The sequence below is a fragment of the Pseudomonas kitaguniensis genome, from assembly GCF_049199985.1.
In the GTDB taxonomy this organism is placed as follows: domain Bacteria; phylum Pseudomonadota; class Gammaproteobacteria; order Pseudomonadales; family Pseudomonadaceae; genus Aquipseudomonas; species Aquipseudomonas kitaguniensis.
In genome coordinates this window covers 175,528-201,914 of sequence record NZ_JBLZPT010000009.1, presented here as the reverse complement: position 1 = coordinate 201,914, position 26,387 = coordinate 175,528, and the positions used below count along the sequence as shown (strand labels likewise).

Sequence of the window (26,387 nt, the reverse complement as noted above, 5' to 3'; positions counted from 1 at the left end):
CCCCAGCCTTGATGGTGATCACTGCGCCATTGCTCAGTGTGACGTTTACCGGCGTCTGCGCAGGATTGGTCAAAGTAGCGGTGTAGGTAATCTGACCGCCTTCGGTGACCGAATTGTTTGCGGTCAGAGTAACGGTGGTGGTGTCGATCGAATCGGCAATGGTGGTTACAGCCGGTGCAGTGTTCGGCACCAAGTTTTCAAAGTTACCCCCGGTGGCGCTTGTAATAGTGGTGCTAACAGTCGAGCCATTGTTGTAAACATCGTTGGCCGGAGTTTCGAAAACAACAGTGCCAGCGGATTTGCCCGCTTCAATAACGATGGTCTGCCCGTTGCTCAGGGTGACAGTCACTGGCGTTTGCGCTGGGTTAGTCAGCGTAGCGGTGTAAGTGATATTGCCGCCTTCGGTGACCGAGTTGTTTGCGGTCAGCGTGACGGTAGTGGTGTCGATCGAGTCGGCAATGGTGGTTACAGCAGGCGCTGTATTCGGCACCAGGTTTTCAAAGTTACCGCCGGTTGCAGCCGTAATAGTGGTGCTAACAGTTGAACCGTTGTTGTAAACATCGTTGGCCGGGGTATCCACCGCCACAGTACCAACCGACTCACCCGCCTTGATAGTAATCACCGAGCCATTGCTCAAGGTGACCGTTACGGGCGTTTGCGCAGGATTCGTCAAGGTGGCGGTGTAAGTAATCTGACCGCCTTCGGTTACGTTCTGGCCAGCCGTCAACGTAACGGTAGTGGTATCGATCGAGTCGGCGATGGTGGTTATCGCCGGTGCAGTGTTCGGCACCAGGTTTTCGAAGTTGCCGCCGGTGGCGTTGGTGATCGTGGTGCTAACGGTAGAACCGGTGTTGTAAACATCGTTGGCCGGAGTATCCACAACCACGGTGCCAACCGACTCACCCGCCTTGATAGTGATCACCGAGCCATTGCTCAGTGTGACGTTTACCGGCGTCTGCGCAGGATTGGTCAAAGTAGCGGTATAAGTGATCTGACCGCCTTCGGTGACCGAGTTGTTTGCGGTCAGGGTAACGGTGGTGGTGTCGATCGAATCAGCAATCGTAGTGACTGCAGGCGCAGTATTTGGCACCAGATTTTCGAAGTTACCGCCGGTGGCACTCGCAATCGTGGTGCTAACGGTAGAACCGTTGTTGTAAACATCGTTAGCCGGGGTATCGACGGCTACAGTGCCAACCGACTCACCGGCTTTGATAGTGATTACCGAGCCATTGCTCAAGGTGACAGTCACTGGCGTTTGCGCAGGATTGGTCAAAGTAGCGGTGTAGGTAATTTGACCGCCTTCGGTGACCGAGTTGTTTGCGGTCAGCGTGACGGTGGTGGTGTCGATCGAATCAGCAATCGTAGTGACCGCAGGTGCAGTGTTCGGCACCAAGTTTTCAAAGTTGCCGCCGGTGGCGCTCGTAATAGTGGTGCTAACGGTGGAGCCGTTGTTATAGACGTCGTTGGCCGGAGTTTCGAAAACTACAGTGCCAGCGGATTTGCCCGCTTCGATAACGATGGTCTGCCCGTTGCTCAACGTCACGGTGACCGGCGTTTGCGCTGGGTTAGTCAGCGTGGCGGTATAAGTAATCTGACCGCCTTCGGTTACGGTCTGGCCAGCCGTCAACGTAACGGTAGTGGTATCGATCGAATCAGCAATCGTAGTGACCGCAGGTGCAGTGTTCGGCACGAGGTTTTCGAAGTTGCCGCCGGTTGCCGACGCAATCGTAGTGCTGACCGTCGAGCCATTAGCGTAAACATCGTTAGCCGGGGTATCGACGGCTACAGTGCCAACCGACTCACCGGCTTTGATGGTAATGACTGCGCCATTGCTCAGTGTGACGTTTACCGGCGTCTGCGCAGGATTAGTCAAAGTAGCGGTATAAGTGATCTGACCGCCTTCGGTGATCGAATTATTTGCGGTCAGGGTAACGGTGGTGGTGTCGATCGAATCAGCAATCGTAGTAACTGCAGGTGCAGTGTTCGGCACCAGGTTTTCGAAGTTACCGCCGGTGGCATTGGTAATTGTGGTGCTAACGGTAGAACCGTTGTTGTAAACGTCGTTGGCCGGGGTTTCGAAAACAACAGTGCCATCGGATTTGCCCGCTTCAATAACGATGGTCTGCCCGTTGCTCAGGGTGACAGTCACTGGCGTTTGCGCTGGGTTAGTCAGCGTGGCGGTGTAAGTGATTTGACCGCCTTCGGTGACCGAGTTGTTTGCGGTCAGCGTGACGGTAGTGGTGTCGATCGAATCAGCAATCGTAGTAACTGCAGGTGCAGTGTTCGGCACCAGGTTTTCGAAGTTACCGCCGGTAGCCGAGGTAATCGTGGTGCTGACGGTGGAACCATTGTTGTAAACATCGTTAGCCGGGGTATCGACGGCTACAGTACCAACCGACTCACCCGCCTTGATAGTAATCACCGAGCCATTGCTCAAGGTGACCGCTACGGGTGTTTGCGCTGGATTAGTCAGCGTGGCGGTGTAAGTGATTTGACCGCCTTCGGTGACCGAGTTGTTTGCGGTCAGAGTAACGGTGGTGGTGTCGATCGAGTCAGCAATCGTAGTGACTGCAGGCGCAGTGTTCGGCACCAAATTTTCGAAGTTACCGCCGGTAGCAGACGTAATCGTGGTGCTGACAGTCGAGCCATTGGCGTAAACGTCGTTAGCTGGAGTATCCACGGCCACGGTGCCGACCGACTCCCCAGCCTTGATGGTGATCACTGCGCCATTGCTCAGTGTGACGTTTACCGGCGTCTGCGCAGGATTGGTCAAAGTAGCGGTGTAGGTAATCTGACCACCTTCGGTGACCGAATTGTTTGCGGTCAGTGTGACGGTGGTGGTGTCGATCGAATCGGCAATGGTGGTTACAGCCGGTGCAGTGTTCGGCACCAGGTTTTCGAAGTTACCGCCGGTAGCGCTCGTAATTGTGGTGCTAACGGTGGAACCGTTGTTGTAGACGTCGTTGGCCGGAGTATCGACGGCCACGGTGCCAACCGACTCACCGGCCTTGATGGTAATCACCGAGCCGTTGCTCAAGGTGACAGTCACTGGCGTCTGCGCTGGGTTAGTCAGCGTGGCGGTGTAAGTAATCTGACCGCCTTCGGTCACAGTCTGGCCAGCCGTCAACGTAACGGTGGTGGTATCGATCGAATCGGCAATGGTGGTTACAGCAGGCGCTGGATTCGGCACCAGATTCTCAAAGTTGCCGCCAGTCACATCGGTAATCGTCGTGCTGACCGTCGAGCCATTGGCGTAAACATCGTTGGCCGGGGTATCCACGACCACAGTACCCACCGACTCCCCAGCCTTGATGGTAATCACCGAGCCGTTGCTCAAGGTGACAGTCACTGGCGTCTGCGCTGGGTTAGTCAGCGTGGCGGTATAAGTAATCTGACCGCCTTCGGTCACAGTCTGGCCAGCCGTCAGCGTAACAGTAGTGGTATCGATCGAATCAGCAATGGTGGTAACAGCAGGCGCTGGATTCGGCACCAGGTTTTCAAAGTTACCGCCAGCCACACCGGTAATCGTAGTACTGACAGTCGAGCCATTGGCGTAAACGTCGTTAGCTGGAGTATCCACGGCCACGGTACCAACCGACTCACCGGCCTTGATGGTAATCACCGAGCCGTTGCTCAGTGTCACGTTTACCGGCGTCTGCGCAGGATTGGTCAAAGTAGCGGTGTAGGTAATCTGACCGCCTTCGGTAACCGAGTTGTTTGCGGTCAGAGTAACGGTGGTGGTGTCGATCGAGTCAGCAATTGTAGTGACTGCAGGTGCAGTGTTCGGCACTAAGTTTTCGAAGTTACCGCCGGTTGCCGACGTAATCGTAGTGCTGACCGTCGAGCCATTAGCGTAAACGTCGTTAGCCGGGGTATCGACGGCTACAGTGCCAACCGACTCACCGGCCTTGATGGTGATCACCGAGCCATTGCTCAAGGTGACAGTCACTGGCGTCTGCGCTGGATTAGTCAGCGTAGCGGTGTAAGTAATCTGACCGCCTTCGGTCACGGTCTGGCCAGCCGTCAACGTAACAGTAGTGGTATCGATCGAATCAGCAATGGTGGTAATAGCAGGCGCTGGATTCGGCACCAGGTTTTCAAAGTTACCGCCAGCCACACCGGTAATCGTAGTACTGACAGTCGAGCCATTGGCGTAAACGTCGTTAGCTGGAGTATCCACAGCCACGGTGCCAACCGACTCACCCGCCTTGATAGTGATCACCGAGCCATTGCTCAGTGTGACGTTTACTGGCGTCTGTGCTGGATTGGTCAAAGTAGCGGTGTAGGTAATCTGACCGCCTTCGGTGACCGAATTGTTTGCGGTCAGAGTAACGGTGGTGGTGTCGATCGAGTCGGCAATCGTAGTGACTGCAGGTGCAGTGTTTGGCACCAGGTTTTCGAAGTTGCCGCCGGTTGCCGACGCAATCGTGGTGCTGACCGTCGAGCCATTGGCGTAAACGTCGTTAGCTGGAGTAGCCACGGCCACGGTGCCAACCGACTCACCGGCCTTGATGGTAATCACCGAGCCATTGCTCAGCGTCACAGTCACTGGCGTTTGCGCTGGATTAGTCAGCGTAGCGGTATAAGTAATCTGACCGCCTTCAGTAGCGGTCTGGCCAGCCGTCAACGTAACAGTAGTGGTATCGATCGAATCAGCAATGGTGGTTACAGCAGGCGCTGGATTCGGCACCAGGTTTTCAAAGTTACCGCCAGCCACATCGGTAATCGTAGTACTGACAGTCGAGCCATTAGCGTAAACATCGTTGGCCGGGGTATCCACGGCCACGGTGCCAACCGACTCACCGGCCTTGATGGTAATCACCGAGCCGTTGCTCAAGGTCACAGTCACTGGCGTCTGCGCAGGATTAGTCAGCGTAGCGGTGTAAGTAATCTGCCCGCCTTCGGTCACAGTCTGGCCAGCGGTCAGCGTAACGGTGGTGGTGTCGATCGTATCGGTCACCTGGGTGACGGCCGGGGTAGTGTCGGTGGTCAGCGCAAGATTGTTGCCACCGGTTGTACCGGTCACGGTGACGCTGATCTGGCTGGCATCAATGTACGGGCTGTCATTCGCTGCCAGCGGCACGTTGACGGTGCCGGTGGTTTGGCCGGCGGTGATGGTGATCACCGCGCCGTTGGACAGGGTGATGTTGAGGTCGCTTGTCGACGCCTGTGTCACGGTGGCGGTGTAGGTCAGTACGCCGCCTGCTTCGGTGATGGTCGGGGTCGCGCTCAGGCTCAGGGTCGAGGCCTGCAAGGCTTGGTTGCCCGTGCCGGTGGTGGCCTGGGCGCCGGTGAGCTGAGTCTGCGTCGTGTTGGCCTGGCCGATTGGGGCGGTCGGGAAGCCGATAGTCGGGTCGACGCTGCCGGCGGTTGCGTCCAGCACGACGAAGCTGTGGCCACCGCCGGCTGCGCCATTACCGGCAGCGGCTGGGCCTGCGGCCGTGGCTTCCAGGTCGGTGGTCGGGTCGGCACCGGCGGCGATGGCTTGCTGCAGTTCGGCAACCGACGGCGCGGCCTGCTCGGTGGCAGCCGCCAGGTCGAGGCTGGAATCAGGCGTGTCGGCGCTCCACTGGGTATCTCGGCCCAGGTCCAGCGTGCGGCCGTCTGCCAGTTCCAGGGTCACTGAGCCGGACAGGCCGGTATCGACTTGGTCGCCCGCGAACAGGCGGTCGCCTTCAATGAGGACGCGCCGCGCGCCTTCCGGAGAAATAACGAAAACTTGACCAACAATGCTTTTGACGATGGCAACAACACTGCTCATTAAGATTTCTCCGGCGATGCATTTTGATGATTTCCGTATGGCTGCTCACACTTAGAGCGCCAAGCCGGAGGGGCGTAGTCTAATAAGATACTGACGTCAAATAATTGGCTAGAACTTTTAGTTATCTAGTTTATGCCAAACTATTGACCTTACGGGCGCCATCCTAAACAATCGCCCCCGTAATGTCACATTGATATTTACGCGGCGAACCGTCCTACATGTGCGAAGCAGTTCATCTTTTGAACTTTCCGACGTACGGTCATTACGCTACCGATATTCCGATGCAGTGACGTGAATTACTGTGATTTGAAACAAGAAGTCCTGGGGATTTTTCAGATGCGTTTGCACCTGCTTATGGCAATACCGTTCGTTCTCGCCGCCGGTTTCGTACACGCCCAAACATTGCCCCAGGCGATGCAGCAGGCGCTGGATGTGCATCCGGAAATTCAGGCCGGTGTGAACAGCCGCATCGCCGCCGATTACCAACTGCGTGCGGCGCAAGGCGGCTACCTGCCGCGTGTGGACTTGAACGCCGGTTATGGCCGCGAAGGCACCGACAACTCCACCACCCGCGCTGCCAACGTTGCAAACGGTGCAAACCGCGACCAATGGGATACGCTCAACCGCGGCGAATCCAGCCTGCGCCTGCAACAAATGATTTTTGACGGCTTTGCCACCTCAAGCGAAGTCGGGCGCCAACAAGCCAACGTCAACTCGCGTGCTTACTCCTTGCTCGGCACGTCCGAGCGCACCGCGTTGACCGTCGCTCAGGTCTACCTGGATGTGTTGGCGCGTCGCGAGTTCGTACGCCTGGCTGAAGAAAACCTGCGCAACCACGAACGCATTTACGATCAAATCAAGTTGCGCACCCAGCGCGGTGTCGGCAACGGTGCCGACCAGGACCAGGCCGAAGCGCGTCTGGCCCAGGCTCGCAACAACCTGATCACCGAGCAGACCAACCTGGCCGACTCCCAGGTCAACTACCTCAGCGCCGTCGGGCAGATGCCCGACGAGCTCGAGCGCCCGGCACCGTTCATGGCCATGCTGCCGGCGGACTTCAACGAAGCGCGTCGTCAGATGCTCGATAACAGCCCGGTATTGCGCTCGGCGGAGTCGGATATTTCCGCCGCCGAAAGCCAGTACGAAGCCGCCAAGTCGACGTTCTACCCGCGCTTTGACGCAGAGCTAGGCACCAATGCCGACAACAACGTCTCCGGCGATGCCAGCCACAGCAACGGTTGGGAAGCCATGGTGCGCATGCGCTTCAACCTGTTTGCCGGTGGCAGCAACAAGGCTGACCTGCAATCGAAGTCGTACCAGGCCAGCCAGGCCCTGGACATTCGCAACAATGCCTTGCGCCAACTCAATGAAGAACTGGGCCTGGCCTGGAACGCGTTGAACAACGCCAACGCTCAGTTGCCGGTGGCCCAGCAATACGTGGACCACAGCACCCGGGTGCGCACCTCTTACCAGCAACAGTTCGGCCTGGGCCAACGTACCTTGCTGGATTTGCTCGACAGCGAGAACGAATTGTTCACCGCTTCTCGTCGCCTGGAAGAGATCAAGAACATTCAGTTATTTACTCAATATCGAATCAAGGCGACCATGGGCGAATTGCTCAAAAGCCAAGGCGTAGTCGCACCCATGGCCTCCGTGGTGCAGAACGACGTGAAGCCTAAAGTCCAACTGCCCGGGATGAATTGAGTCACCCCTATAGATAGCCCCATCTGCTAGTCGAGAGTGCACCGCGTGGAATCCGAAGTCAGTCGAGTTCATCTCAGTCATGATCCACGCACGCTGCATGACGACCCGTTACTGGACGGCTTGTTGGCGCTCTGCGCACTGCATCAAAAGCCTGCCAGCGCGGCCATGCTCACCACCGGCCTGCCGCTGCCGGCGCAACGCCTGAGTGCCGACTTGCTGTCACGCGCCGCCGCACGGGCCGGGCTGCAAGGCCGCGTGCTGCAACGCAAGCTGGAACAGATTCCGGTGATTGCACTGCCGGCGCTGCTGCTGCTCAAAGACGGCCGCAGCACCGTGCTGGTGGGGTGGCAGGGCGAGGACCACGCGCGCATCCTGCTGAGTGAAAGCGACGGCGGTGAAGTGCTGATCAAGCGTGAGCTGTTGGCCGACGACTACATCGGCAAGGTCTTCTTCGCCCAGCCGCAGCACAAATTCGACGTTAACCACGGCACCCTGATTCCTCGGGCGCGTTCGTGGTTTCGTGACACGCTCAAGCGCTCGCGCTGGCTTTACACCGACGCCATCGCCGCGAGTTTTTTGATCAACATCATCGCCATGGCCGCGCCGCTGTTTGTGATGAACGTGTATGACCGCGTGGTGCCGAACCAGGCCACTGCCACCTTGTGGGTGCTGGCTGTGGGCATCTGTGGCGCGTACCTGTTCGACCTGATCCTCAAAAGCCTGCGCAGTTTGTGCCTGGACCTGGCCGGTAAAAAAACCGACCTGATCATTTCGGCCACGCTGTTCGAGCGCATTGTCGGCATGTCGATGAAGTACCGCCCGGCGCGGGTCGGCAGCTTCGCGCAGAACATCCATGAATTTCAGAGCCTGCGCGATTTCCTCGCGTCGCTGACCCTCACCAGCCTGATCGACCTGCCGTTTACCCTGCTGATTTTTCTGGTCATCGCCATGCTCGGCGGGCACTTGGTGTGGATTCCGGTACTCGCCTTCCCAATCGCCTTGGGCATTGGTTATGCGTTGCAAAAACCGCTGGTGGCGACCATGGAACGGACCATGTCGCTGGCGGCCGAGCGTCAGTCGAGCCTGATCGAAACCCTCGCTGGTTTGGACGCGGTCAAGGTCAATAACGCCGAAAGCGAGCGCCAGTACGGCTGGGAACAGACCATCGGCACCCTCAGCCGGCTTGAGCTGCGGGTTAAGTTGCTGTCGGGCCTGTCGATGAACATGACCCTGCTGATCCAGCAATTGGCTGGCGTGGTCATGATTGTCTTCGGCGTATACCAGATCATCGACGGCAACCTCAGCATGGGCGGCCTGATTGCCTGCTACATGCTCAGTGGCCGCGCCCTGAGCCCGTTGGCCTCGCTGTCAGGCCTGCTCACGCGTTACCAGCAAGCCAAGGTCACCATGGCCTCGGTGGACCAGATGATGGAGCTGCCGCAAGAGCGCAATTTTGAAGAGCGCCCGATGAGCCGTCGCACCTTGCAAGGTGCTATCGAGTGCCGGGGCCTGAACTTCACCTACCCGAACCAACAAAACGCCGCGCTGAAAAACCTCAACCTGGTGATCAAGCCGGGCGAAAAAATCGGCATCATTGGCCGCAGCGGCTCGGGTAAAAGCTCCCTCGCCAAACTCATCGTCGGCCTGTATCAGCCGGACTCCGGCGCCTTGCTGGTGGACGGCGTGGACGTGCGCCAAATCGACGTCAGCGAACTGCGCCACAACATCGGTTATGTCGCCCAAGACATCCAATTGCTCGCAGGCACGCTGCGCGACAACCTGGTGTCCGGCGCACGCTATGTCGAGGACGAAATGGTCCTGCAAGCCGCAGAACTGGCTGGCGTACACGAATTCGCGCGCCTGCACCCGCAAGGCTATGAGCTGCAAGTCGGCGAGCGTGGGCAGAACCTGTCCGGCGGCCAGCGTCAAAACGTCGCTCTGGCGCGTGCACTGTTGCTTAACCCGCCCATCCTGCTGCTGGACGAACCCACCAGCGCCATGGACAACACCGGTGAAGAACGCTTGAAACAACGCCTGCAATCGGTGGTGCAAAACAAGACGGTGGTGCTGGTCACACACCGCGCCTCGCTGCTCTCGCTGGTCGACCGCCTGCTGGTGGTCGACCGTGGGCAGATCATCGCCGACGGCCCGAAAGCCGTGGTTATGGAAGCGTTGAAAAAGGGGCAGATCAGTGTTGCTTAACTCCATCAAGGGCGCGGTCGGGCGCTACTTCAAAGGCTCCGACTCGCTGCAGGGCCAGCCCTTGCCCGAGGTCAACAAAGCGCTGATCGAAGATGCGCCGCGCGTTATTCGGCTGACCATCTGGGCGATTATCGCGTTCTTTTTGTTCCTGGTGACGTGGGCCGGTTTTTCCAGCATCGACGAAGTCACCCGTGGCGATGGCAAGGCGATTCCGTCCTCCAAGCTGCAGAAAATCCAGAACCTGGAAGGCGGTATCGTCTCTGAGCTGTACGTCAAGGAAGGCCAGATCGTAGAAGCCGGCGCGCCGTTGATTCGCCTCGACGACACGCGTTTTGTTTCCAACGCCGGCGAGACCGAAGCCTTGCGCTTGTCCATGCAACTGCGCGTTGAGCGCTTGAGCGCGCAGGTGGATGATCGCCCGCTGAACATCCCCGCCGATGTGCTCAAAGCCGCGCCGAGCCAGGCCGCCAGCGAGCGCTCGTTGTACGAAAGCCGCCGCCAGCAATTGAAAGACGAAGTCGGCGGCTTGCAGGAGCAACTGGTGCAGCGCCAACAGGAACTGCGCGAGTTCACCTCCAAACAAAGCCAATACCGCAGCCAGTTGTCGTTGCAGCGCCAAGAGATCGACATGTCCGAGCCGTTGGTGGCGCAGGGTGCGGTGTCGCCGGTGGAAGTGTTGCGCCTCAAGCGCGCCGAGATGGAAACCCGCGGGCAGTTGGACGCCACCACGTTGGCGATTCCCCGCGCCGAATCGGCGATCAAGGAAGTGCAGCGCAAGATTGACGAAACCCGTGGCAAGTTCCGCAGCGAGGCGCTGACCCAGCTCAACGAAGCCCGCACTGAACTGAACAAGGCCGAGTCCACCGGCCGCGCGCTGGAAGACCGCGTCAGCCGCACGCTGGTGACTTCACCGGTGCGCGGGATCATCAAGCAGTTGCTGGTCAACACCGTCGGCGGCGTGATCCAGCCGGGCAGCGACATGGTTGAAATCGTGCCGCTCAACGACACCTTGCTGGTGGAAGCGAAGATCCGCCCGCAAGACATCGCCTTTCTGCACCCTGGGCAAGAAGCGATCGTCAAATTCACCGCCTATGACTACACCATCTATGGCGGCCTGAAGGCCAAGCTGGAACGCATCGGTGCCGACACCATTACCGATGAAGACAAAAAAACCACCTACTACATGATTACCTTGCGCACCGATCGCAGCCACTTGGGCACTGATGAGAAGCCGTTGTTGATCATCCCCGGCATGGTCGCGTCGGTGGACATCATCACCGGCAAGAAAAGCATCCTCAGCTACCTGCTCAAGCCGATCATCAAAGCGCGGGCCGAGGCGTTGCACGAGCGGTGATCTGTAGTGCCTGCAAGGCTCTGATCGGGAGCAAGCCCCCTCCCACACTCAATTGCATGCTTGTGTAGAGCGAGCCCACATTTTGAATGTGTTCACACAGCAAAATGTGGGAGGGGGCTTGCTCCCGATGAGGCCATCAGCCCACCACAAATCCCATCCCTAATGCATATCGATATGCACTAACGGTATTTAATCGCGCGTTCTTATATCTATAAAGTCACTCCCCTGTCCGACCGGGAGTGACCTCATGTCCGCCACCTCTACTGTTCCAACAGCGACCCCCACCGCCCAAACATTCGAAATTCGTCCATTCCCCGGCAGCGTCGGCGCAGAGATTATCGGCTTGGATCTGACCCGCCCGGTCAACGATCAGGATTTTGCGCGCATTCACCGCGCGCACCTCGACCACCACGTCGTAGTGTTCCGTGACCAGCGCATCACCCCCGAACAACAGATCGCCTTCAGCCGCCGCTTCGGTGTGCTGCAAATTCACGTGCTCAAACAGTTCCTGTTGGCCAACCACCCGGAAATCCTGATCGTCTCCAACATCATCGAAAATGGCCAATCCATCGGCTTGGGTGACGCGGGCAAATTCTGGCACTCAGACCTGTCCTATAAAGAGCTGCCAAGCCTGGGCTCGATGCTGCACGCGCAGGAATTGCCCGCCGAGGGCGGCGATACCTTGTTTGCCGACATGCACAAAGCCTGGGACCAACTGCCCGAGCACCTGCGCAAGGCCGTAGAAGGGCGCAGCGCCGCGCATTCCTACACGGCGCGCTACAGCGAAACCAAATTCGAAGGCAACTGGCGCCCGACGCTGACGCCCGAGCAGCTCGCCCAAGTCGCCGAGGTGGTGCACCCCATCGTGCGCACCCACCCGGAAAACGGCCGCAAGGCGCTGTTCGTCAGTGAAGGTTTCACCACCCGCATCGTTGGCCTGCCGGACGACGAAAGCCGCGACCTGCTGGCCCAGCTCTACGCCCACAGCGTGCTGCCGCAGAACATCTACCGCCACACGTGGCAGCCCCACGACTTGGTGTTCTGGGACAACCGCTCGCTGATCCACCTGGCCGCCGGTTGCCCGAGCCACCTGCGCCGCAAGCTGTTTCGCACCACCATCCAGGGCGACGCGCCTTTCTGATTCGGAGCACGAGCATGTCCAAACACATTCCATTTGCACGCTTGGCTGCGACCATCGGCCTGGGTGTCAGCCTGTTGGCCGGCAGCCTGGTCGCACCGGCCGCCGCGCAGGCCGAAGGCGAGATTCGCATCGCCGAGCAGTTCGGCATCGTTTACCTGCTGCTCAATGTGGTGCGTGACCAGCACCTGATCGAGAAATACGGCAAGCAGGAAGGCCTCGACATCAAGGTCGACTGGACCCAGCTTTCCGGTGGCGCAGCGGTCAACGACGCGCTGCTGTCCGGTTCCATCGACATCGCCGGTGCCGGCGTCGGCCCGCTGCTGACCATCTGGGATCGCACTCACGGTCGGCAGAACGTCAAGGCCGTGGCGTCTTTGGGCAACTTCCCGTACTACCTGGTGAGCAACAACCCGAACGTCAAGACCATCGCCGACTTCACCGAGAAAGACCGTATCGCGGTGCCGGCGGTGGGCGTGTCAGTGCAGTCGCGCTTCTTGCAATACGCCGCTGCCAAGCAGTGGGGTGACAAGGCATTCAATCGCCTCGATAAGTACACCGTGGCCGTCCCACACCCTGACGCCACTGCGGCGTTGATCGCTGGCGGTACCGAACTGAGCGGGCACTTTTCCAACCCGCCGTTTCAGGAGCAGGCGCTGACCAACCCTAACGTGCACGTGGTGCTTAACTCGTACGACATTCTCGGCCCGAACTCACCGACGGTGCTGTTTGCCACCGAGAAGTTTCGCAACGACAACCCGAAAACCTACAAGGCCTTTGTCGAAGCATTGACCGAAGCCGCGCAGTTCGCGCAGAACGACAAAGGCGCGGCCGCCGACACCTACCTCCGTGTGACCAAGGCCAAGATCGACCGAGCCGCGCTGCTGAAAATCATCGAAAACCCCGAGTTCGAATTCAGCGTGACGCCGAAAAACACCTACCCGCTGGCGGAATTTCTGTACCGCGTCGGCGCGATCAAAAACAAGCCTGAATCGTGGAAGGACTACTTCTTCCAGGACGCCAAGCCCCTGCAAGGAAGTTGAGATGAACGCGCCCTTGCAAGGCCACACGGCCAGCAACCTGCACACCACCGAGCCGTTGCTGGCGGTGGACCACGTCAGCCTGGAATACCGCACGCCGGAGCGTGTGGTGCGCGCCACGCACCAGGTGAGTTTCGAGATCGACCCGGCCGACCGCTACGTGCTGCTTGGCCCTTCGGGTTGTGGCAAATCCACCTTGCTCAAGTCCATCGCCGGGTTTATCAAACCCTGCGAAGGCGAGATCCGTTTGCTCGGGCAAAAGGTTGAGCAACCCGGCCCGGACCGCATTGTGGTGTTCCAGGAATTCGACCAACTGCCGCCGTGGAAAACCGTCAAGCAAAACGTGATGTTCCCGCTGCTCGCATCCAAAACATTGAAGCGCGCCGAAGCAGAAGAGCGCGCGCTGCACTACCTGGATAAAGTCGGCCTCAGCGCCTTTGCCGACGCTTACCCGCACACCCTTTCCGGCGGCATGAAAGCGCGGGTGGCGATTGCGCGCGCCTTGGCCATGCAGCCAAAAATTTTGCTGATGGACGAACCCTTCGCCGCCCTCGACGCCCTGACCCGACGCAAGATGCAGGAAGAACTGCTGCTGCTCTGGGAGGAGGTGCGCTTCACGCTGTTGTTCGTCACTCACTCCATCGAAGAGGCGTTGGTGGTGGGCAATCGCATCCTGTTGCTGTCACCGCATCCGGGGCGGGTGCGCGCCGAAATTCACAGCCATCAATACGACCTGCACAGCCTCGGCGGTGTGGAATTCCAGGCGTCGGCGCGACGTATTCATCGCCTGCTGTTCGATGAAGCGCCCGAGGCCGAACGTGAGTTGGGTTTCGCCGACATCCGCATCGCTTACTGAAGGGGCCGCCCATGCGCCAGGAATTTGAAATTGACCTGCAACCACTGCTCAGCGTGCCTGTGGAACGCGAGCTACCGCTGCGTCAACGCCTATGGCAACAAGGCTGGCTGCGCAAGGGCCTGATCCTGATCGTGCTGGCGATCCTCTGGGAAGCGGTGGCGCGTTACCAGAATAACGACTTGCTGCTGCCGAGCTTTTTGCAAACCTCAGCGGCGCTCTACGACGGCCTGCTCAGTGGCGAATTGCTGAGTAAAGTCAGCATCTCGCTGGTGGTGCTGATCAAAGGCTACCTGATCGGCATCGTGCTGGCGTTCGCCCTGACCACGCTGGCGGTGTCCACGCAGTTGGGCCGCGACTTGCTCAGTACATTGACCTCCATGTTCAACCCGCTGCCGGCCATTGCGCTGCTGCCGCTGGCGCTGTTGTGGTTTGGCCTTGGGCAGAACAGCCTGATATTTGTGTTGGTGCATTCGGTGTTGTGGGCCTTGGCGCTGAACACGTACTCGGGGTTTCTCGGCGTGTCCGAAACCCTGCGCATGGCCGGTCGCAACTACGGCCTCAAGGGCATGCGCTTTGTGCTGTTCATTCTGATCCCGGCCGCGCTGCCGTCGATCCTGGCCGGCCTCAAAATCGGCTGGGCATTCGCCTGGCGCACGTTGATCGCGGCCGAGCTGGTGTTCGGCGCCACCAGCGGCAAGGGCGGGTTGGGCTGGTACATCTTCCAGAACCGCAACGAGCTGTACACCGACAAGGTGTTTGCAGGTCTGGCGGTGGTGATTCTGATTGGCTTGCTGGTCGAGAACCTGGTGTTCGACACCTTCGAACGGCTTACGGTGAAACGCTGGGGCATGCAGCGCTAAACACGATTGCTGCTACGATTGCGCCCAGTTCACTCCCGACTGATCACGAGTGCTTGGCATGCAACTACCGGACATGAACCTGCTGGTCGCCCTCGACGCCTTGCTCGACGAGGGCAGCGTGGTCGGCGCGGCGCGGCGCATGAACCTCAGCCCGGCCGCCATGAGCCGCACCCTCACGCGTATTCGCGAGGCGGTGGGTGACCCGATCCTGGTGCGCGCCGGTCGCGGTTTGGTGCCGACGCCCAAGGCCCTGCAGTTGCAGGGCCAGGTGCGCAACGTCGTGGAGCAGGCGGCGTTGCTGTTTCGCTCGGCCGACCAAGTGGACTTGAGCACGCTGCGCCGCCGTTTCAGTGTGCGCGCCAACGACTTTTTTATCGGCGTGTATGGTGGTCGTCTGTTCGACACCATGGAGCGCATGGCGCCGTTGTGCGAGCTGTGTTTCGTGCCCGAAGGTGACACCGACGATGAAGCATTGCGCGAAGGGCGGCTCGACCTGCGCGTAAGCAACACCATGCCCGTCAGCCCCGAAGTCAAGGTGCAGAACCTGTTCTCCACCACCTTCGTCGGCCTTGCGCGGGAAGATCACCCGTTGTTTGACCAAGAGATTACCGCCGCGCGGTTTGCCAGCTACTCGCACATCAGCATCTCGCGGCGCGGCATCGCGCGCGGGCCGATCGACACCGCATTGAATGCCCAAGGCCTGGAGCGCCGCGTGGCAATGATCGCCCCGGGTTTCCACGGCGCGATGTTCATGCTGCCCGACTCCGACCTGATCCTGCCGGTGCCCAAAGAGGCGCTCTACAGCGCCAAGCGCCTGAAGTTGCCCCTGCGCGCATTCCCGTTGCCGATCTCCTTGCCCACGCTGGTCCTGGCGCAATCCTGGCACCCGCGCTTCGACAAAGACCCCGCCCACAAATGGCTGCGCGAAACCCTGCGCGAGAGTTGCCACGCCACCTGGCTACAAGCCCAACCCACCTGAACCTGATCGTTCCCACCGTGTTGCGGGCTGTATGGATTGCGTCTCGCGCACTTATAAGCTTCGGATAAGTAACTTTTTGTCATGCATGTGCCTGATTAAACTGCTCGGGTATTTCTAATCCCGAGTTACGCGTTGATGACATCGCTCGCTGCCCCCGCCCTGCAGGCCGCAGCCACACCCACTGCCCTCAGCCCGCCTGTGTTTGGCCCGCGCATCATCACAGGCTTGGTCGGCGTGTTGCTGGCCGTGCTGGTGTCCGGCCTCAACGAGATGGTCACCAAGGTCGCCCTCGCTGATATTCGCGGCGCGCTGTTCATCGGTTTTGACGAAGGCACCTGGCTGGTCGCCGCCTACACCGCCACCTCCGTCGCGGCCATGGCCTTTGCGCCTTGGTGTGCGGTGACGTTTTCACTGCGCCGCTTCACCCTGTGCGCCATTGGGTTGTTTACCGTGCTGGGCATCCTGTGCCCGTTTGCGCCTAACTACCCAAGCCTGCTGCTGTTGCGCACCGTGCAGGGCCTGGCCGGTGGTGCGTTGCCGCCGATGCTGATGACCGTAGCGCTGCGCTTCCTGCCGGCCAACGTCAAACTGTACGGCCTGGCCGGCTATGCGCTCACCGCAACGTTCGGCCCCAGCCTGGGCACGCCGTTGGCCGCGCTGTGGACCGAATACGTCGGCTGGCAATGGGCGTTCTGGCAAATCGTCGCGCCATGCTTGCTGGCGATGGCGGCGGTGGCCTACGGCTTGCCGCAAGACCCGCTGCGCCTGGAGCGCTTCAAGCAGTTCAATTGGCGTGGCCTGCTGCTGGGGTTCCCGGCGATCTGCATGCTGGTGATCGGCCTGTTGCAAGGCAACCGACTGGACTGGTTCGAGTCCGGCCTGATCACCTTTCTGCTGAGCGGCGGTGCACTGTTGCTGGTGCTGTTCCTGGTCAACGAGTGGTCGCAGCCGATCCCGTTTTTCAAGTTACAGATGCTCGGCCTGCGCAACCTGGCGTTCGCCTTGATCGTGCTGGCAGGCGTGCTGATGGTGCTGACCTCGGTGATCATCATTCCGTCGAGTTTTCTCGCGCAGGTGCAAGGTTATCGACCGTTGCAAACCGCGCCGGTGATGCTGCTGATGGCACTGCCGCAGTTGATTGCGCTGCCGTTGGTGGCAGCGTTGTGCAACCTGCGCTGGGTCGATTGCCGTTGGGTGCTGGGGCTCGGTTTGAGCATGCTGGTGCTGTGTTGCGTGGGCAGCGCGCACCTGACATCAGCGTGGGTTCGCGACGATTTCTATGGCCTTTACCTGTTGCAAATTTTCGGTCAACCGATGGCTGTGCTGCCGCTGCTGATGCTCTCCACCGGCAGCATTCAGCCCATGGACGGCCCGTTTGCCTCGGCCTGGTTCAACACCGTCAAAGGCCTCGCCGCCGTGGTTGCCACGGCGCTGCTGGAGGTGCTGACCACGCAGCGTTTGCACTTCCACTCAAGCATGTTGGTGGACCGTTTGGGCAACTCGCCGCTGGCCGACGGCGATGCGCCGGGCCTGGCGCAGCGGCTGCACGAGCAGGCGGTGGTGCTGACGTCTGCAGACCTTTATTACGTCATGGCCGCTGTCGCGGTGGCGTTGATCCTGCTGATTTTCTGGATGCCCACGCGGATCTTTCCGCCCCGCGCACCGACTTGATTGCTCACTGAGCCAAAAGGATTTTTGATGAAACGCAAAGACAAAATTGCCCTTTCCGCTATCGCCGTGTTCGCCTTGGCTGTGTTGGCGTATCGGGTTGCGCCGAGCCTTTTGGGCAGCACGCGCCAGACCACCAACGACGCCTTCGTCGCCGCCGACTTCACCCTGGTGGCGCCGCGCGTGGCCGGCTTCATCAAGGAAGTGCTGGTGGAGGACAACCAGCGCGTCAAAGCCGGCCAACTGTTGGCGCTGATCGACGACCGCGATTTTCGCGCCGCCGCCCAAGCGGCCGACGCCGATACGCTCGTCGCCCAGGCCCAATTGAAAAACGCCACTGCAACCCTGGAGCGGCAAAGCTCGGTGATCGCCCAAGCGCAAGCCAGCGTCGCAGCAGACCGCGCCGAGGTGGCCTTCGCCGAACACGAACTGAACCGCTACAACCACCTCGCCGGTGTGGGCGCGGGCACAGTGCAGAACGCCCAACAAGCCAAAACCCGCATCGACCAGGCCACCGCGCGCCTGGCGAATGCCACCGCGGTGCTGGCGGCGGAACGCAAGCAGGTGGAAATTCTCGGCGCCCAGCGTGACGCCGCCGAAGGTGGGCTTAAACGCGCGCAGGCGGCCCTGGAAATGGCCAGCTATCAGTTGTCCTACACGCGCATCGTCGCGCCGATGGATGGCATGGTCGGCGAGCGCGCGGTGCGGGTTGGCGCCTATGTGACGCCGGGCAGCAAACTACTCGCCGTGGTGCCGTTGACCGAGGCCTTTGTGGTGGCCAATTTCCAGGAGACTCAGCTGTCGCACATGCACGCCGGCCAAGCCGTGCAAGTGCGCGTCGACAGCCTCGACGGTGAACTGCTCAACGGCCATTTGGAAAGCCTGGCGCCGGCCACCGGCGTGACCTTCGCGTCGGTCAAACCCGACAATGCCACGGGCAATTTCACCAAGGTGGTGCAGCGCATTCCGGTAAAGATTGTGCTGGAGCCCAATCAGCCGCTGACCGAACGGCTGCGCGTCGGCATGTCGGTGGAAGCCAGCGTCGACACCCAGCCAACCACGCAGCCGCGTGAGGTGGCCCAGCAATGAAGCGATTTGCCTGGCTCAGCTTGAGCCTGATCAGCCTGAGTGCGTGCACCGTCGGCCCGGATTTCCAGCGGCCACAAGGCTCGACCGTCAACCCATGGAGCGAGCCCCAAGGGCGACAGGCCGCCAGCCGCGCGGTCACCGACCCGTTGCAGGAGCGCTGGTGGGAAGTGTTCCACGACCCGCAGCTCTCAGCCCTCACACAGCGTGCGCTCAGCGATAACCTCGACCTGAAACTGGCCGGCAGCCGTTTGCAACAGAGCCGCGCCGTACGCCAGGTGACCACCGCCGAGCGCTACCCCAACCTCAATGCCAGCGGTGATTACCTGCGCCAACGCAACAGCGGCAAAGGCTTGAATGATCCGTCTGGCGAAAATGGCCGTGCGGCGTTCAACCAGTGGGACGCGGGCTTCTCGGCCGCCTGGGAGCTGGACTTCTGGGGCCGCGTCAAACGTGAAACCGAGGCCGCCGATGCCACGCTGCAAGTGGCCGAAAACGACCGGCGCGCCGTGCTGTTATCGGTACTCGCCGACACCGCTCAGGATTACATTCAGTTGCGCGGCGTGCAAAGCACCCGCGCCGTTACTGAGCAAAACCTCGAAGTCGCCCGCCACAGCCTCAAGCTCTCGCAACTGCGCCTGGCCGACGGTGTGGCGACCGACCTGGACGTGGCCGAAGCCGCCGCGCAGGTGGCCGCCATCGAAGCGCGCCTGCCGGATTTGCAGCAGCGCCAGGACCAGTTGATCAACGCCCTTAGCCTGTTGATGGGCGAGCCGCCGCAAGCGCTGCACGCGCAGTTGTCCAAAGACGCCGCCGTGCCGCAAGCCCAGCGCCAAGTCGCCATCGGCCTGCCGTCGGAACTCGCCGAACGCCGCCCCGACATCCGCCAGGCCGAGGCGCGTTTGCACGCGGCCACTGCGAATATCGGCGTGGCCAAGGGCGACTTCTACCCGCGCATCACTTTGTCTGGCAGCCTCGGCTCGCAAGCCCTGCAACTCTCGGATTTCGGCTCCTGGGGCTCGCGCGCTTTTGCCTTCGGCCCGCAGTTCAGCCTGCCGCTGTTCAATGGCGGGCGCCTGCAAGGCATGTTGAACCTGCGCGAAGCCCAGCAACAGGAAGCCGCGCTGGCGTACCAGCAAACCGTGCTGCGTGCCTGGCATGAAATCGACGACCAATTGACCCGCTACAACGCCAGCCAGTTGCGCCGCGACAGCCTCGCCGAGGCGGTACGCCAAAACCAGATCGCCCTCACCACCGCGCAACATCAGTACGTCGAAGGTGTCGCCGATTTCGTCAACGTACTCACCGTACAAAGCGCACTGCTGGCGACGCAGGAACAGTGGGTGGAAAGCTCCACCAGCGTGTCGCTGGCCATGGTTGGTTTATACAAGGCATTGGGCGGCGGCTGGCAGTCGGTTTACCCTGAAGGCTAAGCACAGCTTGCGCACTGGAATTGTCCAGGCTTAACTGCTTTCAGGTCTGCAACAGCATAAAGGTAACGTCGTCTTCGGCGGGGTAGGCGTCAAGGCTGCCTGCGGTGATAGCACCGAGCTGGCTTTCAGGCGAGAGTTCAGCCCAGAACCCGTCGGTTGCCAGTATCCATGTAGTGTCTTTGGCTATCAGCAAAGTTTGAACATGGGGTTCATGGCGCCTGCGACGGCTCATGCAGTTGAGCAATATTTTACGCGCGGGGTTGTTCGCGATAAGCGCGTGGCTTAGATCGCCTTTCCAGTTCGGCCCGCATTGAGGTGAGGTCAGCCAGCGCGGGCGCTGGTCCTTTTCCAGGTATCCCAGGCAGCAGTCACCGCAATGAATGGAAATTGCTGTTTGGTCAACCACCAGCAAGGCAAGGTAACTGGTGGAGGCGACCGGAAAGTCGGGACACACATTTGAATGCACGTCTTCGAGTAAGGTCAGCGTCAGCTTCAATGCCTCATCAAGGCAAGACACGGTTATCGGTGCAGCCTGGGAAAAGGCGCCGAGCACGTGTTGAGTCAAGGCCTTCGCCAGCTCGCCACTTCCAGGTTTGGCGGAGCCGTCAGCAATCATATAAAGACACGACCCCGTATTCTGCGCTGAGCCGCTGGCATCGCGGTTTTCTGCTGAACAGGCGCCTTGCTGGCTAAGACTCAAGCGAAGTATCAAACGCGCGCTCCGAATCCAATCAAGGCTTTCAGGCGGTCGTAAATCAAGGCTTCGCGATCAGCGTCTTGAGCGGTACTTTGAATCACACTCTGAAAATCTGTCAGCTTGAGCAACGCCGAAAGTTGGTCGCTCACGAAGCGTTGCAGCTCAGCAGGTGCTTGCTTCACTTCCTCGATCAGCTCTTCCCGTCCGTCCAGTAGGGCAATGATGTCTTCAATGTCGTTGGAGGTCAGTACGTCGCCACGACCTCGTCCCTGATAGGCCTGCAGTTTTGCGGCAAGGAACCAAGGGGCTGAAAATACCTTAATGCGTGTTCCGTTGGGCAATGTGTAAGCGATGGCATTTTCCAGCCCCCCCACAAACCAGGTATTGGAGAAACCCAGTACCTTTTCATCGGTCGGCATGAAGTCGACTTTCAAGGCGCCTAGTCGTAAACGGCAGGTAACAGTGTCCTGGCCGGTATTTTTGAAACCCTTGGATTTCAGGCTTTCCTCCAACCGATACCAGTCCGTGGTGCCAGTCAAATGAATGACCAAGTCCACGTCGTCTGTACCTCGAATCGACTCCAGTGTGTATTCGTCGGTGATGAGCAAAACCGTGGTACACCCGCCGACAAACGCCACCTTCCCACGTAACTCTTCACCCAGCGCCTCGGCAACCTCTTCCAGCATTTGCAGCATCATTGTTCGGTTGGACGTCATAAAATCCACTCCCGCAGCATCGCATCGGCCACTTTGGCTTCGCGTGGCCCGCCGATGCGAATGGCGTCAACAAGGGCTAAAAAATGATAGAGAAGCTCGTCCTTTTTCACCGCGCCGGGGACGGTTTTATACAAGGGGGTGATCTCCTGACCTTTGCTTTTGCCGTATGCGTCCGGCCAGACCGGAATGAGTTCGCCGCCGCTCATGACTTTGCCCGCCAGGATTGGCGCAGCGAATGCCGTTGGAATGCCACGCACGATCGGGCCTGGTTTAGCGGGGAAGATGTAGCGAATGCTGTACGCGACCAGGTCAAGCAGCGCCTTGCTCCTTACCAGAGGCAATCCGTTGGCATGGCTCGTATAAATCATGCCAATTTCCCTGCAACGGTTCAGGGACGAGGAGACTTCTGTTTTGCTTAAGCCCAATGCAGAAGACAGGGCTCTGACCGAGTAGTTTTGCAGGCTGCTTTTTTCGGAATCTTCATTCAGATCCTCCCAGCCTTGCCAGTCATCAAGTGACGAAAGCTGAACGGTTTCAAAATTTTGTATGTATTCAGGAATACTTTGAAACCCGAGGGACGCGTGCTCTTTTTCCACAGAGAACTCTCGCTTTTTTACGCGCTCGCCTTTGGCCTGAAGCTCCAGGCTGATCAGCTTGAACAGGATCACGATGTCTTGACTTTTCATGGGGCTCCGAATCTAAGTGTCCTCTGTCCGCGGACAGAGGACACTTTCTTGCACAGAGTTCACGTGTATGTCAACGATTCTGCAAAACACCCCATTCCCCACCAAACCATTCACTCGGGTCCAGCAGTCGGAAGTAGAACTTTTGCGGCCAATGCAGGATCAAGGCTTTGTCCGATTCCAGAAGCGAATAACAGGCTTTTGTCCTAGAGTGGCGGTGTTTGCGTCAGGTGATTCAGGTAATGGCAGGGGAATTGAGGTGCATCGGTCTGTGGTAGAGCAAAACAAAAAGCTTGGGGGGTTACCCGCATTCAGTCGCTTCTCTTGGGAAGGCGCCAGCTATATCAGCCAATTATGGTGGGTGCCGATCCTGGCAATGGCCATGGCCCTGCGTTTTTACAACCTCACGGCGTCGGCAATTTGGGGCGACGAAGGCTCTAGCCTGCTATTGAGCGAATACGCGGCGGGCGACCTGTGGTTTCACGCGGCGCATGATGTGCACCCGCCGCTGTATTTTTTCATGTTGCGTGGCTGGATTGAGCTGTTCGGCGACAGCATCTTGTCGATTCGCGGCATGAGCGCAATCCCTGGCGTGGTCGCTGTGGGCCTGGGTATCTGGCTGACGCGGCAACTTTCCACTCGGCGTGCGGCGGTGCTGGCGGGGATTCTGCTGGCGCTGCTGCCCACGGCGGTGCGCTACAGCCAGGAAGTGCGCATGTATTCACTGCTCGGCGTGTGGCTGCTGGGCGCCACGCTGGCGCTGGTGTATTGGGTGCGGCAGCCCGAACGCACGCGCTACCTGGTGGCTTATGGGCTGCTGATGACCGCAGGCTTTTACACGCATTACTTCACCGCGCTTTGCGTGCTGGTGCATTGGGCCTACCTGGCGGTATTGAGCGCATCCCGGGCGCCGGGCCAGCGTTTGATTTTGCGCCCTGCCTGGTGGCTGACCAACGTCACGATTGTGCTGCTGTACTTGCCCTGGTTGCCGAACCTGCTGGACCTGGTGCAACACGTGGAACAGTTGAAAGTAGGCGGCGATATTGGCTGGGAAGAGCCGGTCAACGTGTTTTCCCTGCCATCCATGGTCTGGCAATTCGTGCTGCAGGATGAAGGTATCGGCTTCTGGCAGCCGCTGTTCTGGCTGTTTCCGATACTGTTGGTGAGCATCGTGGGCGTCACCACCTGGCGGGATCGCGAGCGCTACCGGCCAGCCAGCTTGCTGGCGCTGTTCTTTTTGCTGCCACTGCTGCTGGTGTACGCGGTGTCGTTTCTGTCCCCGGTGTTTATCGAGCGTTACCTCACCGTGTACGCGTTCGGGTTGCCGATCCTCCTGGCCCTGGCCATCGACCGCCTGCCATCGCGCCTGTCGCTGCTGGGAGCGGCGCTGTTTGTGCTGTTCGTCGGGGTGGAACTGCTGGGCTTGAAAAACAATTTCAGCGTGGATGAGCAAGACCAATTCAACGTGCCGGTAGAGTTCGTCAACCGCAATTACCAGGAAGACGACCGCATCGTCCTCAGCGACATGATGTGGTACCTCAGCTATGTGTATTACGACCAGACCGACGCCCAACTGCAGCTCTACACCCCGCCTAAACCGGACGGTACGCCCACCCGCCCGAATGCCTACGGTTTCGGCACGCTGGTGGACCAGGACGGCGGGCGCATCTACCTCGACCGGCTGGCGGCATTGCCCGCCGATACTCACCGCGTATGGCTGATCAGCAGTGTTGAGGCGCCGGATGATTTTGCGCCGCTGCCCGAGGGCTGGCGCGAGCTGAGCCGGCAAGATGGCGGCGGTGCCAGGGCGCGTTTGTTCGTCGTGTGCAACGGGCCGCAACCGCAACCTGAGGGCTGCCGCTAAACTCAGTTGATGGGTTACTTCCCGGGAGCCGCTCATGCAATGTCGTTGCGAACCGGGCGTGAGGTGTAAAATTTTTTTTGAAAAATGGCGGTTATGTAAAAAAAAATGGTGAGTGGTAAAAAAATCTGAGCTTTAATCGCTCAAGTGATTTTTTTCTGAGGACGCTCGCTTTGGCAACGGTCGGATATGCTCGTCTATGTGAAGCGCTGGATTTAATAGTCATTGCACCTTATCGCGTAGCGATGATTAAACCCGTCACCAGAATCACCTTGATCGGCAATTGCCTGGCTGTTCCTGCTGCTGTTGCGCCCGTTCAAAATGCGCTGTTTGAGCATGTGTTGTTCGCGCTCAAGCATGAAGGCGTAAATTTAGCGGTGCTCGCGCAGGTTTTCGAACGGCTTGGCCCAGAGCCATTTCTGGCTGCGCTGGCGGACTCGCCTAATGGAGCGTTTATCCGCAAAGCCTGCTTTTTATGGGAGGGGCTTACAGGTCAGGCGCTAAATTACGCAGTTCCTGTTCGGGGGCGCGTCGTCGCTTTATTCGACCCCGAGCGCTATGTAACCGGCCCCTGCATCCGTAACAGTCGCTGGCGAGTGGATTTCAACGGTCTGGGTTCTCTGCATTACTGTGCCACTGTGGAACGAACGCCTGAAGTGAAGGCGTTGTTGGCACTTGATGTACTGGGCCGCGCTCAATCCTTCATGGCAACCCTGCCGCCCGAAATGATGGACCGTGCGATCCAGTGGGCCTATCTCCACGAAACCCGGGATTCGTTCGCCATCGAACAAGAACAACCGAGCGAAGAGAAATCCCGCCGCTTCGTCCAGTTGTTGCGTCAGGCCCACGAAGGCCGCCTGCTGACGGAGGACTATCTGGTAGAGCTGCAAAACAGCACAGTCTCCAACCCTTTCGATAAAGCCTGTGCGTTTCGCCACCAGCAAAACCACCTGCACAACGGCCTGCGCGGCGCTGCCGGGGTGAGCTATGTGCCGCCGGCGCCGGAACTCTGCCAGGAACTCATGGAGGAGCTGATGGCCTTCGCCAATCAGCCGGTGCGCGCCGTGGACCCGCTGGTAGCTGCCGCCGTCACGGCGTTCGGCTTTGTGTTCCTGCACCCCTTCATGGACGGTAACGGGCGCCTGTCGCGCTTTCTGATTCACCAGACGCTCTGCCACTACGGCGCCCTGGAAAATGGCCTGCTGTTGCCCGTGTCCGTGGCGATGAAGCACGAAGAACAAGCCTATCTGGAGGCGCTCAAAGCGTTTTCCCAGCCGACGCGGGAGTTCTGGAATGTCACGTGGTTGGACGGCGATCAAATGGCCTTCGACTTCATCGGCCACCCCTCAATCTACCGCTATTGGGACGCCACCCGCTGCGTCGAATTCACCCTGCAAATGGCCCGTCGTGCGCTGGAAGTGGAATTGCGCGAAGAGACCGAATTCCTCGACCGCTATGACCGTTTGGTCAACGCTGTGAATCAGCGTTACGACGTGCGTGGCAGTGATTTGTCGAAACTGGTGATGATGTGCCTGGATAACGAAGGCAAGGTGTCGAAGCACCGTCGCAAGCAGTTTCAGTACAGCGTGCCGGAGGAGGTGTTTGAGTTTATTGAGGTCGAAGCGGGGAAGGCGCTCAGCTAACGCAGTAGCGGTTGCACAGCCTCAACCATCCCACCTATAGTTCGCCGTCGCCGCACATCGGCGATCGGATTTGGCGATCCGCATATCTACCCAGCGCTTCAGCGCACCATGCTACCTGCCCGTATTTTGCGGCGGGTGGTTCTATGGCGGCTGTGCGCGGGAGGCCTTCGGGCCTGCCGGGTTGGGTAGATAACCGGTTCGCCAACCTGCGTACAGCTGCCACCTATTCTGTTTGGCGACAGGCGGGTGGTTAATTGAAGCCAACTCAAAGGTTATCTACCCAATGGAACAATTTTCTCGACTCAAATCTAACCCGACCAGCGTTCCCGTCCTGACCTTCAACACCTTCGCCCCCTCGCACTTGCTGCATGAAACCGCCCGCAGTCGCGTGCGTATCGGCACTGAGTTGCTCGACACACTCACCTCAACCACCGACGAACAAAACCGCCAGCACTTGGTGACGGCGGCGTTGGTCTCGCTGCGAGATGGCCTGGACATGATGGGCGAAATCCAGCGCAGCCTGGATGCGCAGGCCGAACAGCAGAGCTGAAGCCAGCGTCAAGGTAACAGGGCTGTGGGGGGGGGGGGGGGGGGGGGGGGCCCCCCCCCCCAGACCCGGGCGCGAGAACCCCCCCCCCGCGCCCCGAGTGTTTTTGGAAAATTGAGGGGTGGGGGGGGGGGGCGCAAATTATTTTTTTTAAAAAAA

Annotated in this window: 18 protein-coding genes; 14 read left to right on the top strand and 4 right to left on the bottom strand. The window is 59.5% G+C overall.

Features of this window, described 5'->3' with window-relative positions:
• On the bottom strand, positions 1–5,761 hold a 5,761-nt coding region (locus ACOZK9_RS14180; protein WP_421556065.1), incomplete at its 3' end, for a retention module-containing protein.
• A gap of 336 nt (positions 5,762–6,097) precedes the next feature.
• Between ACOZK9_RS14180 and ACOZK9_RS14175 the strand changes: the two genes are divergently transcribed.
• From ACOZK9_RS14175 to ACOZK9_RS14125, 11 genes are all read left to right on the top strand, one after another.
• A complete protein-coding gene (locus ACOZK9_RS14175; protein ID WP_058413162.1) occupies positions 6,098–7,465 on the top strand; it encodes a TolC family outer membrane protein in 1,368 nt (455 codons plus the stop codon).
• A gap of 45 nt (positions 7,466–7,510) precedes the next feature.
• Positions 7,511–9,667, top strand: a complete 2,157-nt coding sequence (locus ACOZK9_RS14170) for a type I secretion system permease/ATPase (protein WP_421556064.1) — start codon at positions 7,511–7,513, stop codon at positions 9,665–9,667.
• The gene (locus tag ACOZK9_RS14165; protein WP_058412996.1) at positions 9,657–11,021 is read left to right on the top strand and encodes an HlyD family type I secretion periplasmic adaptor subunit; all 1,365 of its coding nucleotides are present in this window, start codon (positions 9,657–9,659) and stop codon (positions 11,019–11,021) included. Before ACOZK9_RS14170 ends, ACOZK9_RS14165 begins: the two co-directional genes overlap by 11 nt.
• A gap of 247 nt (positions 11,022–11,268) precedes the next feature.
• Entirely contained in the window at positions 11,269–12,162 is an 894-nt protein-coding gene (locus ACOZK9_RS14160) for a TauD/TfdA dioxygenase family protein (protein ID WP_421556063.1), read from the top strand.
• A gap of 14 nt (positions 12,163–12,176) precedes the next feature.
• Positions 12,177–13,202, top strand: coding sequence for an ABC transporter substrate-binding protein (locus ACOZK9_RS14155; protein WP_421556062.1), 1,026 nt, complete (start codon positions 12,177–12,179; stop codon positions 13,200–13,202).
• Between the two features lies 1 nt (position 13,203).
• A complete protein-coding gene (locus ACOZK9_RS14150; protein WP_099238182.1) occupies positions 13,204–14,055 on the top strand; it encodes an ABC transporter ATP-binding protein in 852 nt (283 codons plus the stop codon).
• Positions 14,056–14,066: 11 nt separating this feature from the next.
• Positions 14,067–14,915 carry an ABC transporter permease gene (locus tag ACOZK9_RS14145; protein ID WP_058413000.1) on the top strand — a complete coding sequence of 283 codons (849 nt, stop codon included), beginning with the start codon at positions 14,067–14,069 and terminating at the stop codon, positions 14,913–14,915.
• A 58-nt stretch (positions 14,916–14,973) separates the two neighbouring features.
• The gene (locus tag ACOZK9_RS14140; protein ID WP_058413001.1) at positions 14,974–15,894 is read left to right on the top strand and encodes a LysR family transcriptional regulator; all 921 of its coding nucleotides are present in this window, start codon (positions 14,974–14,976) and stop codon (positions 15,892–15,894) included.
• 135 nt (positions 15,895–16,029) lie between these two features.
• The gene (locus tag ACOZK9_RS14135; protein WP_058413002.1) at positions 16,030–17,565 is read left to right on the top strand and encodes an MFS transporter; all 1,536 of its coding nucleotides are present in this window, start codon (positions 16,030–16,032) and stop codon (positions 17,563–17,565) included.
• A 27-nt stretch (positions 17,566–17,592) separates the two neighbouring features.
• Positions 17,593–18,651 carry an HlyD family secretion protein gene (locus ACOZK9_RS14130; protein WP_421556061.1) on the top strand — a complete coding sequence of 353 codons (1,059 nt, stop codon included), beginning with the start codon at positions 17,593–17,595 and terminating at the stop codon, positions 18,649–18,651.
• The gene (locus tag ACOZK9_RS14125; protein WP_421556060.1) at positions 18,648–20,081 is read left to right on the top strand and encodes an efflux transporter outer membrane subunit; all 1,434 of its coding nucleotides are present in this window, start codon (positions 18,648–18,650) and stop codon (positions 20,079–20,081) included. Before ACOZK9_RS14130 ends, ACOZK9_RS14125 begins: the two co-directional genes overlap by 4 nt.
• A gap of 40 nt (positions 20,082–20,121) precedes the next feature.
• On the opposite strand, the gene ACOZK9_RS14120 is transcribed toward ACOZK9_RS14125, so the two are convergent.
• The 3 genes from ACOZK9_RS14120 to ACOZK9_RS14110 are packed head-to-tail and all read right to left on the bottom strand — an operon-like array spanning position 20,122 to position 22,180.
• A complete protein-coding gene (locus ACOZK9_RS14120) occupies positions 20,122–20,781 on the bottom strand; it encodes a protein phosphatase 2C family protein (RefSeq protein WP_421556059.1) in 660 nt (219 codons plus the stop codon).
• Positions 20,782–20,789: 8 nt separating this feature from the next.
• Positions 20,790–21,494, bottom strand: a complete 705-nt coding sequence (locus ACOZK9_RS14115) for an excinuclease ABC subunit UvrC (protein ID WP_206670046.1) — start codon at positions 21,492–21,494, stop codon at positions 20,790–20,792.
• Positions 21,491–22,180, bottom strand: a complete 690-nt coding sequence (locus tag ACOZK9_RS14110) for a hypothetical protein (protein ID WP_421556058.1) — start codon at positions 22,178–22,180, stop codon at positions 21,491–21,493. The genes ACOZK9_RS14115 and ACOZK9_RS14110 overlap by 4 nt, the downstream gene beginning before the upstream one ends.
• 256 nt (positions 22,181–22,436) lie before the next feature.
• On the opposite strand from ACOZK9_RS14110, the gene ACOZK9_RS14105 reads away from it, so the two are divergent.
• From ACOZK9_RS14105 to ACOZK9_RS14095, 3 genes are all read left to right on the top strand, one after another.
• Positions 22,437–24,041: a glycosyltransferase family 39 protein gene (locus tag ACOZK9_RS14105; RefSeq protein WP_421556057.1), complete on the top strand. Its 1,605-nt coding sequence runs from the start codon at positions 22,437–22,439 to the stop codon at positions 24,039–24,041.
• 170 nt (positions 24,042–24,211) lie between these two features.
• A complete protein-coding gene (locus ACOZK9_RS14100; protein WP_421556056.1) occupies positions 24,212–25,681 on the top strand; it encodes a Fic family protein in 1,470 nt (489 codons plus the stop codon).
• Positions 25,682–25,964: 283 nt separating this feature from the next.
• Positions 25,965–26,231: a hypothetical protein gene (locus tag ACOZK9_RS14095; RefSeq protein ID WP_421556055.1), complete on the top strand. Its 267-nt coding sequence runs from the start codon at positions 25,965–25,967 to the stop codon at positions 26,229–26,231.
• Positions 26,232–26,387 lie beyond the last annotated feature (156 nt).